This window comes from Legionella brunensis (assembly GCF_001467025.1).
Classification (GTDB): domain Bacteria; phylum Pseudomonadota; class Gammaproteobacteria; order Legionellales; family Legionellaceae; genus Tatlockia; species Tatlockia brunensis.
Map to the genome: position 1 here is coordinate 83,574 of NZ_LNXV01000029.1, position 17,601 is coordinate 101,174.

The following is a 17,601-nucleotide window of genomic DNA, read 5'->3' on the forward strand; positions in this document are numbered from 1 at the left end:
TCTATAAGTGTTGCCTGTTCTCTACATAAAATTACATTACCAATGAAGCTTTTTCCTCTGATTCGCAAGCCTTTTGGATTTCTTGCAGAAGCGTTTCTGTAGTACAATGACTCTGGAATCCTGTTTTGAAAAAATAGAATCCTGTACCGCGATTTATCACTAAACTGTGATCTTTATTTCCAAGAATCCCTTCAACTCGAGCCTTTATCTTATCTATAGGCAATAAAGCTAATTCAGCTGTTAAATATTTAATTTCATTTGCTTTTATTTTAGCTTTGATATCTCCTAAATTGCGGAGTTTATCGGCATACGTTTCTAAAGCATCGATCGCCCCAGTTATCTCAGGAGGAAGAGGTATTTTTTCAGCCTCAGCAAGTTTAATTTCTCCCCTTTGAATGAGGCTTTGTGGCACATCGGCAAAAATATCATGTTCGGCTATATTCTCATAGGGAAGCTTATAAACCGTTAGGAATTTAATTTCACCGTTTACAATTTCCGCGGAATGAAGCAGATGACGCGCCAAGAAATTAACAGCATTTTCACGGTTACTGAATTTTACTATGCCGCAATTATTTTCATAATATTCAATGCCATCACCTACCATTCGAAGACCTGTAGAATGAAAACCCCAATTGCTTACCAGGAAATTAAAATTGAGGGTAGTCTTATCATCCAACTGTTTTAAAAAATTCCAGAGAGCTTGGCGAATTTTTACTTCTTGGCTAACCCAAAAATACCAACCCACTCGCCTGAAAAGAATATCAGCAAAAGTCCAGTTAGTTTTCCACGAACTATATAGTTTTTTATCGGATGCAGAAGACAATTGATCCAATAATCCCTTTGAAGCCAATCGTCCATAACGATGACTATGTCCCCAGCAAAATCCACTGAAATCAGACCCTTTGAAAGGATCATTTGATTGATTAAAGGGAATGAAGTGAGTTGCATATTGTTTTGCAAGCTGAGAAAAATGATCATCTTGGTAATAAAGATCATATGATTCAATTTGCTTTTTCGCAGTCTTCTTAATATCTGTTAAAATGACACTAATTTGCTTTAATATTACGTCATCGGAATTTAGATGGTCTTTTTTTATTGCTCTGATTCCATTATAGACCTTGTTTAACTGCAACAGATCATATTCCTTCCGTAATTCAAACATTGACTTATTGGAGAAAGACTTGCTTTTAAGGTAACTGATAAAGCTAGGTTCATTCGCTGCTTTTTCCAATTCTTTTAGTGATCTTTTCAATTGCGCAGCCAAGGCTTTACTTTTGAGTTTTTTGGTAAGTGTATAACAATCAGAGTAATGCATTTTTTGAGAAGTTTGTATTAATTTGCCTCATTATAACAAAATTAACTTAATCTTTAATGAAGATAATGTCTGGCTCTTTTTTTACTGCGAAAACTTATTAAAAAAACTAGCAATATCAAATCGATTCCAATAGGATAAGATTAGTCTACGGTGAAAAGGACGTTTCTCCATGATTATTTCAGCTTTAAATGAGAGTGACAAAGACACACGAGTTGCCATTACGCCTAATGCGGTAAAGCATTACCTAAAAATGGGATTAGAAGTTACCTTGGAGTCCAATGCAGGCCAAGCCTCAGGTTTTAGCAATGCCGACTACCAAGAAGCTGGGGCTACTATTGTAGCTGATAGAAAATCCTTGTTGGCTAATACAAATATTATTGTCTGCGTGAATGAACCTACCACCAAAGAACTAACTGGCATTAGACCTAAAACTCTTATTATTGGGCATTTTGATAATGAGCCGACAGGTGAATTATTGACCTGGGGTTGTAAGGAAAAAATTAGCCTTTTTTCAATGAATCTTATACCACGAATCAGCCGTGCCCAGAGTATGGACAGTTTATCTTCACAAGCAAACTTGGCAGGCTATCGTGCTGTACTTGAGGCAGTTGTTCACTTTAAACGAGCAATCCCAATGATGATGACCGCTGCAGGTATGATTCATCCCGCTAAAGTGCTTATTCTTGGTGCCGGTGTTGCAGGCCTTCAAGCAATAGCCACAGCAAAACGTTTAGGCGCAGTTGTTTATGCTTTTGATGTTCGCCGCGCAGCGAAAGAGCAAGTCGAAAGTTTAGGTGCCGAGTTTATTGAAGTGAGCATAGAGCAGGATGCAGAAACAAGTGGAGGCTATGCTGGGGAAACTAGTGAGGAATATAAGCGCCTGCAAGCAGAGCTCATTGATCAATATGCAAGACAAACTGATATCACCATTTCTACGGCATTAATTCCTGGCAAAAAGGCTCCTATCTTAATCACAAAAAACACTGTAACAGCAATGAAACCTGGTTCAGTGGTTGTGGATTTGGCCACCTCTCGGGGCGGAAACTGTGAGCTAAGTGAAAAAGATAAAATTATTAAACATGGTGAGGTTACTGTCATTGGCTATAGTAATCTTGCAGGATTGATACCTGCGACAGCTAGCGAATTATACGCAACCAATTTAGTAAATCTGCTTCGCCTTTTAGCACCAGCATCTGCAGAAATTTCTTTTAATGCGAATGATGAAATCATTAAACAAGCCATGCTTTGTCACGATGGTCAGTATCTCCCATTTCAAATGGTCAAGGAAACACAACATGCCTAATATCAATACGCTTGGTAATCCTTATATCGCGATTCTTACTATTTTTGTGCTCGCTTGTTTTGTTGGTTATTACGTGGTTTGGAAAGTAACCCCAGCACTTCACACACCTTTGATGTCAGTAACTAATGCCATCTCGAGTATCATTATTCTCGGTGCCTTAATCGCAGCAGGAGCTCAGCTTACAGGTACCATTACTTTGCTAGGTGGATTAGGAATTTTTATTACTGCGATTAATATTTTTGGTGGTTTTGTGGTCACTCAGCGCATGCTACGCATGTATAAGAAATAACCTTAAAATCAGTATAAAAAAGAAGGGGATTTTACGATTCGATAGCTTTTTGATCAGGCTAGTAGAGTTATAAACAGGCCCTGGAATTTTAGGATAAACCTCTACAGGAAAAGCTTATGACTTCTTTGTTTCCATTTTTATATTTAGTCGCTGCTGTATGTTTTATTATGGCCCTTAAAGGTCTTGCAAGCCCCGCAACATCACGTCGCGGTAACTTATTGGGAATTTTGGGGATGGCTATTGCCATTGGCTCAACCCTGATGATACCTTCCGTCCACCATCATTGGTTACTCATTAGTCTAATCATTGCCGGGGGAATTGTAGGCACTATTATTGCCCTTAAAATTCATATGACCGCCATACCCCAATTAGTGGCCGGATTTCACTCTCTAGTTGGTCTTGCTGCCGTTCTTGTTGCTTTTTGTGCTTTTCTATCACCCATCTCTTTTCACATTGGCACTCCTGGCGCGATTGAAAAAGCCAGTTTAATAGAAATGAGCCTAGGACTTATTATCGGAGCAATTACCTTTTCCGGCTCAATAATCGCGTTCTTAAAGTTACAAGGGTTAATGTCCGGGAAACCAGTTCGCTATCCCGGTCAAAAAATAGGAAATCTAATCCTTGCAATTGTTATCGTTGCTCTTTTTATTTATTTTGTGATTAACCAACCCCTCCATGCCTTTATTTTAATGGCAGCACTTTCATTCCTGATTGGTATTTTATTAATTATTCCCATCGGTGGCGCCGATATGCCTGTAGTTATCTCCATGTTAAACTCCTACTCAGGTTGGGCAGCTGCAGGCATAGGATTTACGTTAAGCAATCATCTGTTAGTAATTACAGGCGCTTTAGTAGGTGCAAGCGGGGCTATTTTGAGTTATATCATGTGTGTTGGGATGAACCGCTCGATTATTAACGTTATCTTCGGTGGCATCAAAGGGGTTGATGCTAATACTGCCGCGGCGCATCATGACAATCAACAAATTCATCAAGCAAATGGCGAAGATGCAGCCTTTCTTTTAAGTAATGCCAAAGACGTCATTATTGTCCCAGGCTATGGAATGGCGGTAGCGCACGCGCAACATGCAGTAAAAGAACTGGTGGATGCGCTAGAAAAACGCGATATTCGCGTTCGCTTCGCAATTCATCCAGTAGCTGGCCGTATGCCTGGGCATATGAACGTACTTTTAGCAGAAGCGAATATTCCTTACGATAGAGTATTTGAACAAAGTGAAATCAATCGCGATTTTGCTACATCCGATGTTGCTTTTGTCATTGGCGCTAATGATATTACAAACCCAGCAGCCAAAACCGACCCTAGCTCACCAATCTATGGCATGCCTGTATTAGAAGTAGAGAAAGCTAAAACGGTCTTGTTTGTGAAACGCAGCCTCTCTCCAGGATACGCTGGAGTTGAAAATGATCTTTTCTTCCGTGATAACACTTATATGCTTTTTGGCGATGCTAAAATGATGACAGAATCAATCGCTAAAGCATTAGGAGAAATCTAATTTTCTCGCGATACCTGCATGCGCCTCTATGAGGCGCTAATACACAGTAAATCCATATCTAAATCATAAGATCGATAACAATAATTGTATTCAGATAGCCATTTTATCAGTAAAAATCTCCTAATTTTTTAATTAAAATTCACTATAAATAATCATTTAAAACAGACACTTATCTCCTTTATTTTTTAAAATTTTTAGCGCCTTTAAAACCCAATTGCTACAAATTACTCCCACCAATAACAAAAAAAAATCATTTGATTTTTATAAGCTTTTTTATATATTTCGAGATATTTCTTCCTGTTTGCCATGACAAAAAAATAAGGGTATCTTAATTGCTTTTTCACGAGGAGATCTTTATGTTACGAAAGCTAGGTTATAGCTTGTTTTGCGCTGGTGCATTATTTAGTGCAAACGTCTTGGCTGTGACTCATAACCTTACTGCAGGGCTCAGCATGGAATATGAATTACCGCCTAACGAGCCTCAAGAATTCGTAAATGCTTGGTTCTGGACCATTACTTCCACTTGTACTATTCACACCCATGATACGATCGATAATATTTTTGTTGAAGTTTTAAAAAAATCCGGGAAAGTTAACGACATTAGCCTTTCAAAAGGGGATACCCTCATAGTGTCTGTTCACGATGGCGATAAGGTCATCATTACTGCTGAATCTGGCGGTAAAGTGAAGTTAATTAATCAAGGCAACAGCACTGTTTCAGCCAGTTGTTCTACCTAATCTAAAAATGCAGGGGAATTAAATTCCCTTGCATCTATCTGCTAGTGCTCACGAGTTGCAGAAAAATGAATCTTAGGATAGCGCTCTTCTGCCATTGTTAAATTAACTCTCGTAGGTGCCAGATACATTAAAGAATCACTACCATCCAATGCCAAATAATCGTAAGCTTTAGTACGAAATTCAGACATTGCTTTATCGTCTTCTGAGTATACCCAACGAGCACAGCTTATATTCACTGTTTCATAGATACAATCGACTTTGTACTCATGCTTCAAACGATGAGCCACTACATCAAACTGCAATACCCCTACTGCACCTAAAATTAATTGATTACTATTTAATGGACGAAATACCTGCGTTGCCCCCTCTTCGGACAGTTCAATTAACCCTTTTAGCAAAGCTTTGCTTTTTAAAGGATCCTTAAGACGTACTAAACGGAACAGCTCCGGTGCAAAATTGGGAATACCCGTAAATTTTAATGTCTCTCCCTGAGTAAAGGTATCGCCAATACGAATAGTCCCATGGTTGTGCAAGCCAATAATGTCGCCAGCCATAGCCATTTCTGCATGCGCCCTATCTCCTGCCATAAAAGTTAAAGCATTGGCAATTTGTACTTCTTTACCAATTCGTAAATGGGATAACTTCATCCCTTTTCTAAAAGTACCGGAGCAAATACGTAAAAAGGCAATGCGATCACGGTGCTTAGGATCCATATTAGCCTGTATTTTAAATACAAAGCCGCTAAAGGCCTCTTCTTCGGGATTCACTTTTCTTTCTACAGTGGCCCGAGACATAGGGCCTGGCGCATACTCTGCAAAATCATCCAAAAGTTCCTTGATACCAAAGTTATTGATTGCAGAGCCAAAATATACTGGAGTTAATTTACCAGAGAGATAATCTTGTAGATTAAATTCATGCGATGCCCCTTTAACCAGTTCAATTTCATCGCGTAACTCTTGCGCAATCTCTCCTAATAATTCATCCAATTGAGGATTATTTAACCCTTTAATTGCCTGGGCATCCTGTTTTTGGGTATTTTTCCCCGGTTGATATAAATAAACCGTGTCTTGATACAAATGGTAAATACCCTTGAAACGCTTACCCATTCCTACAGGCCAGGTGACCGGTGCACATTGAATCCCAAGAACCGTTTCAACTTCATCTAATAAACTAATAGGCTCGCGGCCTTCACGATCTAATTTATTGATAAATGTCATGATCGGCGTATCGCGTAAACGACAGACTTCCATTAGCTTTACTGTACGTTCTTCAACCCCTTTAGCAACGTCGATAACCATTAGAGCAGAATCAACTGCAGTCAATGTACGATAGGTGTCCTCAGAGAAATCTTCGTGACCTGGTGTATCAAGCAAGTTCATTACGTGATTATTGTGAATAAACTGCATCACTGATGTAGTAATAGAAATTCCTCTTTCTTTTTCCATTTCCATCCAGTCAGACGTAGCATGCCTATCGGCTTTTCGCCCTTTAACTGTACCAGCAAGCTGAATTGCTCCTCCGAATAATAACAGCTTTTCAGTTACGGTGGTTTTACCCGCATCCGGGTGAGAAATGATGGCGAAAGTTCGCCGTTTGCAAAAATCCTGGTAAAAATCAGACATAAGAACCTGCTAGAGCACAGAATAGTGTGCATTTTAAGGGAAACAGTCAAAACAGACAATTTTACTATGGAATATAGTTGCTAGAAAATACCTCTTCAATGGTAATTTCTAAATGCTTGTCATGACCTATATAAACTGCGCTCACTATAACCTTAAATTCTAAAACGCAGTTAAAATAAATTACAAATTATATTTGTAGGTTTTCAGCAATATCCTCTCGAATGGTTTGCGTGAACTCATTCATAGCCGCCATTTCTTTAGATGTTTTAAATAAACCCCATGCAGTTAAACCACCGGTCAAAAGACCTAGTGAACCACAAACGCTTACAGTTGTAACTGCAGCCATTTCACCAGCAACAAGACCGCTAATAAAAGCCCCAGGACCTGACCACAAGCCAGCCACATAACCGACGCCAAACCCGATTACTCCAGCTAAAAAGGTCACTAAAACTGCAGCACTGAAAGTAAAAATGGCATTTATAATATTGGGGTGTTCTCCCTCGAGAATGACCTGACATTCTTGCTCAAATTTACTGAGCGCTCTATCAATTTGTCGCACTTGAGAAGCTTTGCCTAAGGCTTTCTCTAAATGGGTTATTTTCTTAGTGATTGCCTCTAGCTTTTCTTGAGGCAAGTTTGCCAACTCAAGTAATAGCTTTTCCTTGGCTTCTTCAAAAACTGACTCTTGTCTCTCAGTAGACTGATTTACCTCTCGCTTCAGCTCCGGTATTAATAAAGTTAATAAATCGTCTGCTCCGTGCGTATTTTTTGCTGAAGTTACAATCGTGTTTTGAAATGTTATACCGACTTTTTCAAGCTCTTTCTCTATCGCTTCCAATTTGGTGGCAGCATCTTCCTGACAAAGATCTGCTTTAGTCCCTACTAAAATTATAGGTGCTTCTGCATTTACACCCCTAAAAATATTTATTTCTTCTTTTATGGATTGTAGCGTCTCCTCAGTCACAGCTTGACTTAAATCAACACAATAAAGGGCTAATTCTTTATTTTGGTAGGAGTCTTTGCGCATATTCACAAAGTGGTTTTTTCTTCCACTAGGATCCCATATTCGTAAATAGGTTTGTGCCTCTTTAAATTTATAAGTCAGTAAACCAACACCTACTGTTTGTTTAGGTTGACCATTGACTCTTCTTTGAGCAAGACGCATTGCAAGCTGTGTTTTACCAGAACCAGCTTCACCCATCATGACAATTTTTAAGTCGCGCATTTTTAGCTCCCCCAATTTTTGCGCACATTTTACTACGATTTCCTTAAGAATTACTTAATAATACATTTAAGAATTGAATAGCTATTTTATAGGCATGAAAAAGACCAATAAGGACACGCAAACCGAGTTTTCAAAAAAGGTACTGGAACTCATTAAAGCTATTCCAAAAGGAAAAGTTGCTACCTATGGGTTGATAGCAGGGCTTGCTGGAAATCGACAAGGGGCTCGAGGAGTAGGCTGGCTTCTTCATTCTTGTGCCCAAAGTCACAATCTTCCATGGCAACGAGTGATAAAATCAAATGGGCAGCTTTCTTTTCCTTTACTAAGCAATACTTATTCCCTCCAAAAAAACCTTTTAGAAAGCGAAGGGGTTACTGTTCTAAATGGTCGTGTAGACCTAAAAGAATATCTCTGGGAATTCAATACAAAATAACGAATTAATTTGAGCCTCAAGACCCAAATTAATTCGAGTCCAACACTTTATATACGATGAGAAGCTGAGGAACACTCATCCAAAGCATCAGCAAAGCCTTTAACAATACTTGCGATGGGACGCGTAACCAAGCTAATTAGACTTAATAGAGGATTAATAACCGCAGAAATTAAAGCAGAAATCGCAGTTAGGAAATGCTGGCCAGCCTCACCAAGCTCATTTTTTGTATGCCCGTCGATTAGACCTGAAGTACTTTGTTGATTATGTGACCAAATATGAAAAGCTTTAAGCAGTGATGCTAAGGTATTTGTGACACTAATAAGTACATCCAATAAAAATACTGGGGCTAAACACACATCAATGACAGGATTTAAGAGATAAGAGGTGAAATCTGAATATTTATAGTTCGTAGATTGAATGGGTTTAAAAACTGTAAAAAACCGATTTTTTGGCCCTACAAATGACCCTTTTTCTTTAGACAAGAAAATATTGTTTTCACTAGTAAAAACCGTATGCAGAATTTCCGCCATAATATACTCCTTAAATTATTGTTTATTCAATGATTAGCGTACTTAATCCAATCATTTTATAGGATTTTCTCAACTCTTAAGCAGGGATTAACTTGAGGTAGCTTGAAATCGGCGGATTTTAACTAGGAAAGCTTAAGGAAATATTAAATTGATTATCAAAATCAGTTGAATTTTGCGGTAATGAAAACTCTGGTTGACATAGACTCTATGTTAGAAATTAATTTATTGATAATTTTTTCACTATATAAACAAGCCTCATTGGCAACTAACACTTCAAGCCGATGATCAAAATGAACTGGGTCAAGCTTATAGGCTTGCTCCAGAAAAACTCCAGGCTTGGATTGAAAAAAATTAGCGAAGGTATTAACCAAATAATTCAGACCAAAACTACTTTCGACCTCTTCTTTTATTAATTCTAAAGCACTTTGTATTTTTATCTCACAAAAAACCATCTTTTGCAGTAACTCTTGCTGCATCCATACAAAATTACGAACCTTGCCTATAGAGATCTTAGCTCCCTTGTCAAATAAAAAAAGAAGAACTTGAAGCGGATTAGTGACACTTCGTGTTTCAGATATCATTTCGTTCAAGAGCGAGGGTATAAAGACATTGGGGTATGCTTCATAAAGAACTTCCAATACGTTATGACAATTCCCCAATACAGCTGCCCTAAAAGCTTTCCTCACTGCAAATAGCGTTAAATTCTTCTCTAATAGTATTTGCAAAATAGCAACCTCTCCATGAGAAGCAGCAATTTCAATGAGATAATTATAAAAGATAATTTCTTCAGCAGGGATATCTGCAAAATAGGTATGCAAACACTTAACAATGTTCACGTGCCCCCTATATGTGGCAATGACCAGTGCATCTTTAATCAATGCAAATGATATACAGGAATGCTGTTCTAGAAGAAATTTGAACAAATTAAAATGACCCAAAATTGCTGCCAACTCAAATAGATGAGTAGGATAATTATTTATGGATGAAGTTTCGGTAAGTTGGCTTGGGATACCATTAGTAATTTGCCTTAATTCACGTTCAGACTGATTACAAACAACAGCCCAAAAAAGACGATTTTTAGGCTCCTCCTTCAATGAAAGCAAATAAAGAATATCCAAAACTGATTGCTGTTGATGTAAACAGATAAAATCGATCAAACAAGAAGAGACACCGTAAGGTTCCTCGAAAAGCTCATAACCATATTTTTGATGACGGTCCTCGTATAAAAGCTCCTCTCCAAAAACATCCCAAAGATTTAGATCGAGTACTTCATTTAAATGGAGCTCATTCTTATTAAGGAATACGTGTAGCAGAGCTGTATTTCCTGTTAAGGCAGCAGCAGTAATTTTTAACTCACGATCGGATAGTAATCTACTAGTTTTAGAGATATACAGTTCATTTTCTTTTAGGCGCTGGTATTCTTTTTTTGTGGCGCCAACCAAATGAAGATAGGTCATTTTCCATGAGTCTCCATTAAGCTCTTTACGTTTTATAGCTTGTATCGCCTTCGAACTAAATTCATTCTCGCAGCGTGATTTCCAAAATACTTGATCATTCGTTATTTCATACCAATGCTTACAAGTCGAAGCAATCTGCAAAACAATATAGGAAGGAAGCTTTTCAAAAATTAACAAAAGTACTTCTTTAGGCAAATCATTTATTGACATCATGCCCCCGGCTCATTGTTAGTACTAATCTAATCTATTGCTTGATCATCAGCAATTTTGATATTTATTTATATGCAAGCCACAATGAGAATTCATTGCTGATTTGGGTGAGTAAAGTAAATAAACGGCTGATTTGCGGCACTAATAATCCTGAATCTGCTCGTTTTAAATCAAAATCTAAACTACTTGCTCGATTAGAAACCCAATCTATTGCTCAACTTAGTTGAAAGTTATAACAATGATTCAACAACGATAGATAAATCTCTTTTTTTAGAAAGATATGTTTAGTTAATTTTACAATAAAATACGATATGGATTAGACTCAATGTCTAATCCATGGACCATTCTCATTCGCTATTACATTTTATTCGGCGATTAAGCAATCAAAATAAGTTCTTCTCGGCATTCAAAATAATCTGCTACTTTTGCTGCTGTCGCTTTTTCCAGATTATTAGGTTGCCAATGAGGCGACTTATCTTTATCCACTAATAAAGCCCTAATTCCTTCGTAAAAATCTGGCTCTCGCATAAACTGGTTTACAATACAATAATCCATAGAAATACATTCGGCCATCGACATTGTTTTTGCTTTTTGAATTTGAGCTAAGGTAACTTTAAGACTTAGTGGTGCTTTGTGGCGTAAACTATTTAGTATTGTCACTGCCCACTCATCTCCTTGTTCTTGTAATGCAGTAAAGATTTCTTCAACAGTAGAAAAAGAAAAGCAACGGCTGATTGCTGCTTGTTGTGAATGAATTGCGGCCTTCTCTTTGGGCATTGCAAACTGGTTCAAACAAGCATCAACTTCCTCATGGGCATTGTTAGATAGATCAGTATTGGCCAAAGCCTCGATACACTCCTGGATTTTAGCCGAAGGAATTATCTGTTTTATCAAACCTAAAGCATAGGCATCTTGCGCTTGAAGTCGATTTCCTGTTAACCCCAAATAAATACCTGTGGCATCAGGACAACGAGCCAGTAAATAACTTGCTCCGATATCGGGAAAAAAACCAATACTTGTTTCGGGCATCGCAAAAATGAAACGCTCTGTAGCAACAGGATGAGAACCATGAAGCGAAACTCCGACACCACCTCCCATGGTAATGCCATCCATTAGTGAAATATAAGGTTTACTGAAACGATGGATATAATGGTTTAAACGATATTCATGCCAAAAAAACTGCATTTGCTCTGGATTCTTACTCAATCCAGCGGCATATAACCAACGCACATCACCACCCGCACAAAATGCTTTTTCACCCTCACCTTGAACTACCACTGCATGAATTGCCGCATCTTTTTCCCACAAGAGAAGCTGTTGTTGCAATGCTTTGATCATGTCCAAAGTTAATGCATTTAAAGCCTGCGGACGATTTAGGGTTACTAACCCCAAATGTCTTTCACGGGCGAAAACAATGTCTGAAGTCATACCTACTCTCCTTTAAAGTCCGCCCGACGTTTTGCTAAAAATGCAGCAACTCCTTCATGTTTATCGGCTGTAGCACAAACTTTGGCGAAATGGATCGCTTCAAGATGCAAAGCATCTGTTAATGAGAGGTCATAACCATGATCAATCACTTCCATCACGCTAGTCACCGCCAAAGGAGCCATTGACAATATTGTGTTTAGGGTACGTTTGCCATGCTCAAGCAATGCTTCAGGCTCAACCAATTCAGTAACTAATCCCCAATTCAAGGCAGTTTCAGCATTGATAAAGCGGCCTGTTAAACATAAATCCATTGCTCGGCCTTTACCAACTAACCGTGCCAAACGTTGTGTACCCCCATAACCAGGAATAACACCTAACTTCACCTCAGGCTGGCCAAACTGCGCAGCAGTAGAGGCAATTCTTATTGTTGCAGAGATAGCAAGCTCACAACCACCACCAAATGCAAAACCATTCACAGCAGCAAGGGATGGTTTACCTAAAGTTTCCAACTGTCTAAATACATCCTGTCCTTCACAAGCGAATTGATAACCTGTTTGGGCATTGCATTCCGCCAAACGAGAAATATCTGCACCAGCGCAAAACGCTTTGCCAGAGCCAGTTAATAAGAGCGCTTTAATTTTTGTATTCTCTTTAGCTGATGAAAAAATTTCTCTTAAAGCTTGGAGAACATCAGAATTTAATGCATTCAGTTTCTCTGGGCGGTTTAAGGTTAAGGTCAATATGCCATTATTATCCAACTCTTTTTCAATCAAATTCATGCAAAACTCCTGTTAATTCATGTTATTAAAAAATTGAAAACAAATCCTTACTGGGGTCTTTGTACAATTCGCTAGCTTTTGGCCAAGATAGTAGAGTTGTAAATAGACCCTAATCAATCACATAGTTCTCGTCTAAGGTTGCTTTAGCAATAATTTCGCGCATAATTTCGTTAGTGCCCTCAAGAATCTGGTGCACTCTCAGGTCACGGAAAATACGCTCAATTTGATAATCATGAAGATAACCATATCCTCCATGCAATTGCATCGCTTTATCACTGATGCGAAAAGCAACATCTGTAGCTAATCGTTTAGCCATAGCACAATACATGGGTGCATGAGGATCATTTTTATCGAGAGCATCGGCTGCACGATAAACCATCAATCGTGCTGCTTCAAAATCCGTTAACATATCGGCAAAATAAAAACGCAAAGCCTGCATTTGTGTGAGCGGTTTACCGAATTGCTTACGCTCATGAAGATATTGTTGAGTCAGTCGTAAACAGGCTGTGGCACCACCCAAAGAACAGGCAGCGATATTAACCCGCCCACCATTTAAGGCATTTAAGGCTATTTTAAATCCCATACCCTCATCCCCGACACGATTTGCAACGGGCACACGGCAATTTTCAAAATAGACCATGCAAGTAGGTTGATTATGCCAACCCAACTTTCTTTCGAGCTTGCCAAAACTTAAACCTGGGGTGTTTTTTTCAATGAGAAGACAAGAGATACCATGGTGTGATTCATCTCCAGTTCTTACCATGCACAAATATACATCACTGACACTGCCACCCGAAATGAACGCTTTTGCACCATTTAAAAGGTAATAATTACCCTCTTTGACCGCTCGGGTTTTTAAAGAGGCTGCATCAGAACCCGATTCAGGCTCAGTTAAACAATAACTTGCAAACGCATCCATAGATGCTAATCGAGGGGCCCAAGTAGTTCGTAAAGGCTCCTGTGCATAGCGATCAACCAAAGAAGTAACCATGTTATGAATGGACAGGTAAGCGCTGGTACTCACACAGCCCGCAGCCAGTTGCTCAAAAATTATTGCTGCATCAAGACGTTTTAAATTAGCTCCCCCGATATCCTCAGCCGCAACAATGCCTGCCATACCCAACGTTGCTGCCTCACGCATTACGTCGATAGGGAAATGATTATGTTCGTCCCAAGCTGCCGCATTAGGGGCTAATTTATTGCGTGCAAATTCAGCAGCCATATCCCGAAAAGCAATATGCTCTTCACTGAATTTAAAATCCATAGCTTTCCTTAACTTAACTAAAATAGTTTAAACCATAACACATATTGTGCTGGTCAAACGAGTACAGTGACTAGAAAATTTACCAGGGGCGTGTTCTCAATTGCTTTATGATATATCTATCTGATGGCGTATTACAGCGCCCTTCTTCGCAAAGATAAAACATCAAATAAAGTGTTAACGCTAGTTTACTAAGAATGCTATTATTGCCAATTTTTCGCGTCCATTAAATAAAAAAAAGAAAGACGTATGGAAACTACGGGACAAGCTGCACCCTTTCATGCAAAAGCTCTTCATGTGTTAAAAGATTGTTTTGGTTTTGATGCCTTTCGTCATCCTCAAGAAGAAATCATTCATGATCTCATCACTGGAAAAGACTTGCTCGTACTCATGCCTACAGGTGGTGGCAAATCGCTGTGTTATCAAATTCCTGCATTGGTGCGACCAGGTATTGCTATCGTCGTTTCGCCTTTAATTGCTCTGATGGAAGACCAGGTCGCAGCCTTAAAATTACAAGGAATTCGTGCCGCCTATTACAATTCGTCTCTAACCAGCGAAGAAGCAAGACAGGTTCTTGGGCAGCTTCACACCAATGAACTTGATCTACTTTATATTGCCCCAGAACGTTTAATGAGTACCTCTTTTTTAGAGCGTTTACAAGAATGCAATCTTGCTTTATTTGCTATTGATGAGGCTCATTGTATTTCGCAATGGGGGCATGATTTTCGCCCAGAATATGCCACATTAGGCTTACTAAAAACTCAGTTTCCTGAAACTCCAATCATTGCTCTTACTGCTACAGCCGATCAGCAAACACGGCAAGATATCATTAAAAAATTAAATTATGCGCCCAAGCAATTCATTGCTTCCTTCAATCGCCCAAATATTCACTATACCGTTGTTATTAAAAATAATCCGATAAAGCAATTGCAGCAGTTTTTACAAACACAGAACCAGCAATCAGGCATTATTTACTGTGGCACGCGCAACGAAGTCGAGCGAGTAGCAGTTAAATTACAAGAGTTGGGGATAAGGGCAAGGGCATATCATGCTGGTCTTGCTTACAATGAACGGCGTGAGGTTCAAAGCTTATTTCGTCATGATCGCATCGACATTGTGGTTGCAACGCTAGCATTTGGTATGGGGATTGATAAACCCAATGTACGATTTGTAGTGCACTATGACTTACCTAAAAACATTGAAAGTTATTATCAAGAAACAGGTCGAGCCGGCCGAGATGGCTTACCTGCCCTAGCGCTATTATTTTACGACCCTGCTGATAGTGGGCGTTTACGTGGTTGGATCGCGACCACTTCAAATGAGGCTCAACAACGCATTGAAACGAACAAATTAAACCATATGCTTGCCTTTGCAGAAGCAACCCACTGCCGTCGTCAAATTTTGCTGCGCTATTTTGATGAACCAATGGAAAATCTCTGTAGTTACTGTGATATTTGCGACAATCCACCACAAACAATCGATGCCACTGAAGACGCACAAAAACTACTTTCATGTATTTATCGATTGCAGCAAAGTTACGGCATGATTTATACCATTGAGGTTCTTCGTGGAAGTACAGCCGAAAAAATTCAAAAAGGCGGCCACCATCAACTAAGTACCTTTGGTATTGGTAAAAATAAACCAGCTAGTTATTGGAAACAATTAGCTTGGCAATTGATTCACCGTGATTATTGCTATCAGGATGTTAACCAGTTTAATGTTCTTCGTCTTACTAAAAAGGCAATTGCCATACTAAAAAATCAGGAAAGAGTTTCACTGTCTCTCCCTCAAGTTGATTTAAAAGCGAAATCGATTAAAACCAAGGAACGTGAGAGTTTTGCTACAGCTAATAGTCCGTTATTTGAGGTATTACGTGCTCTGCGACGTAAACTCGCCGATGAAGAAAATAAACCACCTTTTATGATTTTTAGCGATACCACTTTACATCAGATGGTCAGGGATAAGCCCCAAAACGTGGATGAGCTGCTCAACATCTCTGGTGTTGGTCAGCACAAACTCAATCATTATGGCTTGCACTTTTTGAAAGCCTTGCGGGAATATGAGGAAGCTTAACCGCTATCAACTTACAATTTTCTCCTGCAATAGCAGGAGAAAAGCATTCATGAGTTAATGGGCATGGCAACCAATTTTCAAATGCACTTGATAATATTTACTCTTATTTCCTTCAATAAAACCTCGAGTTTCCATAACTTCATACCAGTCTAATTTTCCATAGTCTTTAGCAGCTTGTGCAATAGCATTATTAATAGCATCTTCAATGCCATCTTCTGAAGAACCTACTAATTCTATTACCTGATAAACACGATTATTCATTTTCACTCCTTGAAATAGTTACACCTCATCATCCTGATCAACATTAGTCTAGACGAATTCCAACTATTTAACACATAAATTTAACAATAGGTAGTTTTTAAATTAAAAAGGGAAACTACCAACTTAGCTTTTTGTCCTAAATCCAAGTAAGTTTCTGCTCCTAAAGGAAGTGGAAAATTGGTAAATCCATGACCAACTCCTTTTATTTGAATGACTGGAATCCCGCAACTTTGTGCAAAACGATCTAGTACAGGTTGAATCAAAGAAGTTCCATCAGGCTCAGTACCGCCAATAAAATCACCCAGTAAAATAGCCCGAGCATTTTTAAACAAATTAGCTTGCGATAAATGCGTTAACATTCTGTCAACACGATAACCCCGCTCTGCAATCTCCTCTAGAAAAATGATTTTATTCTCACTATTAATTTGCCAATTTGTCCCAATACTTGCTTGAATTAACGATAAATTACCGCCAATCACCGTACTTTCAATCCTCGTATTCTTGGTCGCGCAAGCATTAAGAGGGGTTCCATCGAACTCTACTGTCATAGCATCTCCAAATAATAATGCTTTTAACGCAGCAATGGATTCAGGAGAAAACTTATCTACGGCTAAGGCTCCATGGATGCTTGGCCATTGCCATTTAGTTTGAAAATACAGATGTAATGCAGTCACGTCACTCATGCCGATAAAAATTTTAGACGTGGCAGGAGGAGTCATTTTGCTCAACTCAGGGATTAGTCGCATACTGCCATAGCCACCACGTGCACAAATAATAGCTTTCGTTTGTGGATTCTCAAGAGCTCTTTTTAGCGAAGCAAAACGAACTTCATCACTATTAGCACATAGCAAATCCTCACCAAAAATAGCTTCATCGATCAAACAATGGAGTCCCCAAGAGACTAATAACTCCCTAAGATCTTGCAAATGCTTATGGGAACAACGGGACGCGGGGGCAATAATCTCAACACTGTCCCCTGGTTTTAAAATGGGGAGTTTCTGCATTTTTGATTGTCCTCATTGGTAAAGTCAATACCTACGTTATAGACCCCATGGGCAAGCCGCGGGGATGAGCAAAACCCATCGAATTCCCGCGGCTTGACCACTGGATCCAAAAGCTTGCTATAATCCTTGGTCTCGCCAAAGAAATTCACAACCTCCGTGCTAA

The 17,601-nt window shown here is 39.0% G+C and carries 16 protein-coding genes; 6 read left to right on the forward strand and 10 right to left on the reverse strand.

Going from position 1 to position 17,601, the window contains the following annotated elements; translation table 11 throughout:
• Positions 1–31: 31 nt before the first annotated feature.
• Positions 32–1,252, reverse strand: coding sequence for a hypothetical protein (locus Lbru_RS09155; protein WP_131793440.1), 1,221 nt, complete (start codon positions 1,250–1,252; stop codon positions 32–34).
• 232 nt (positions 1,253–1,484) lie between these two features.
• On the opposite strand from Lbru_RS09155, the gene Lbru_RS09160 reads away from it, so the two are divergent.
• From Lbru_RS09160 to Lbru_RS09175, 4 genes are all read left to right on the forward strand, one after another.
• The gene (locus Lbru_RS09160; RefSeq protein WP_058441840.1) at positions 1,485–2,618 is read left to right on the forward strand and encodes a Re/Si-specific NAD(P)(+) transhydrogenase subunit alpha; all 1,134 of its coding nucleotides are present in this window, start codon (positions 1,485–1,487) and stop codon (positions 2,616–2,618) included.
• Entirely contained in the window at positions 2,611–2,907 is a 297-nt protein-coding gene (locus Lbru_RS09165) for a proton-translocating transhydrogenase family protein (protein WP_058441841.1), read from the forward strand. The genes Lbru_RS09160 and Lbru_RS09165 overlap by 8 nt, the downstream gene beginning before the upstream one ends.
• Before the next feature lie 116 nt (positions 2,908–3,023).
• A complete protein-coding gene (locus tag Lbru_RS09170) occupies positions 3,024–4,418 on the forward strand; it encodes an NAD(P)(+) transhydrogenase (Re/Si-specific) subunit beta (protein WP_058441842.1) in 1,395 nt (464 codons plus the stop codon).
• 356 nt (positions 4,419–4,774) lie between these two features.
• Positions 4,775–5,155 (forward strand): hypothetical protein, encoded by a 381-nt coding sequence (locus tag Lbru_RS09175; RefSeq protein WP_058441843.1) that lies wholly within the window; start codon positions 4,775–4,777, stop codon positions 5,153–5,155.
• Positions 5,156–5,196: 41 nt separating this feature from the next.
• Here Lbru_RS09175 and Lbru_RS09180 read toward each other — a convergent pair whose 3' ends face one another.
• Both Lbru_RS09180 and Lbru_RS09185 read right to left on the reverse strand, forming a co-directional pair.
• Positions 5,197–6,777: a peptide chain release factor 3 gene (locus Lbru_RS09180; protein ID WP_058441844.1), complete on the reverse strand. Its 1,581-nt coding sequence runs from the start codon at positions 6,775–6,777 to the stop codon at positions 5,197–5,199.
• 187 nt (positions 6,778–6,964) lie between these two features.
• Positions 6,965–8,002 carry a Rab family GTPase gene (locus Lbru_RS09185; RefSeq protein WP_058441845.1) on the reverse strand — a complete coding sequence of 346 codons (1,038 nt, stop codon included), beginning with the start codon at positions 8,000–8,002 and terminating at the stop codon, positions 6,965–6,967.
• Between the two features lie 94 nt (positions 8,003–8,096).
• Between Lbru_RS09185 and Lbru_RS09190 the strand changes: the two genes are divergently transcribed.
• The gene (locus Lbru_RS09190) at positions 8,097–8,435 is read left to right on the forward strand and encodes an MGMT family protein (RefSeq protein ID WP_058441846.1); all 339 of its coding nucleotides are present in this window, start codon (positions 8,097–8,099) and stop codon (positions 8,433–8,435) included.
• Between the two features lie 47 nt (positions 8,436–8,482).
• Here Lbru_RS09190 and Lbru_RS09195 read toward each other — a convergent pair whose 3' ends face one another.
• The 5 genes from Lbru_RS09195 to Lbru_RS09220 all read right to left on the reverse strand — a co-directional run bounded on the left by Lbru_RS09195 (position 8,483) and on the right by Lbru_RS09220 (position 14,103).
• Positions 8,483–8,965: a hypothetical protein gene (locus tag Lbru_RS09195; protein WP_058441847.1), complete on the reverse strand. Its 483-nt coding sequence runs from the start codon at positions 8,963–8,965 to the stop codon at positions 8,483–8,485.
• Positions 8,966–9,126: 161 nt separating this feature from the next.
• Entirely contained in the window at positions 9,127–10,635 is a 1,509-nt protein-coding gene (locus Lbru_RS09200; protein WP_083500883.1) for an F-box-like domain-containing protein, read from the reverse strand.
• Positions 10,636–11,007: 372 nt separating this feature from the next.
• The gene (locus Lbru_RS09210) at positions 11,008–12,060 is read right to left on the reverse strand and encodes an enoyl-CoA hydratase/isomerase family protein (protein ID WP_058441850.1); all 1,053 of its coding nucleotides are present in this window, start codon (positions 12,058–12,060) and stop codon (positions 11,008–11,010) included.
• A 2-nt stretch (positions 12,061–12,062) separates the two neighbouring features.
• Positions 12,063–12,839 carry an enoyl-CoA hydratase/isomerase family protein gene (locus tag Lbru_RS09215; RefSeq protein ID WP_058441851.1) on the reverse strand — a complete coding sequence of 259 codons (777 nt, stop codon included), beginning with the start codon at positions 12,837–12,839 and terminating at the stop codon, positions 12,063–12,065.
• Positions 12,840–12,948: 109 nt separating this feature from the next.
• Positions 12,949–14,103, reverse strand: coding sequence for an acyl-CoA dehydrogenase family protein (locus Lbru_RS09220; RefSeq protein ID WP_058441852.1), 1,155 nt, complete (start codon positions 14,101–14,103; stop codon positions 12,949–12,951).
• A gap of 246 nt (positions 14,104–14,349) precedes the next feature.
• Here Lbru_RS09220 and recQ point away from each other — a divergent pair, with 246 nt between their 5' ends.
• A complete protein-coding gene (gene recQ / locus Lbru_RS09225; protein ID WP_058441853.1) occupies positions 14,350–16,173 on the forward strand; it encodes a DNA helicase RecQ in 1,824 nt (607 codons plus the stop codon).
• 54 nt (positions 16,174–16,227) lie between these two features.
• On the opposite strand, the gene Lbru_RS09230 is transcribed toward recQ, so the two are convergent.
• Both Lbru_RS09230 and Lbru_RS09235 read right to left on the reverse strand, forming a co-directional pair.
• On the reverse strand, positions 16,228–16,434 hold the full coding sequence (locus Lbru_RS09230; protein ID WP_058441854.1) for a dodecin: 207 nt from the start codon (positions 16,432–16,434) through the stop codon (positions 16,228–16,230).
• 80 nt (positions 16,435–16,514) lie between these two features.
• A complete protein-coding gene (locus Lbru_RS09235) occupies positions 16,515–17,438 on the reverse strand; it encodes a S66 peptidase family protein (RefSeq protein ID WP_058441855.1) in 924 nt (307 codons plus the stop codon).
• Positions 17,439–17,601 lie beyond the last annotated feature (163 nt).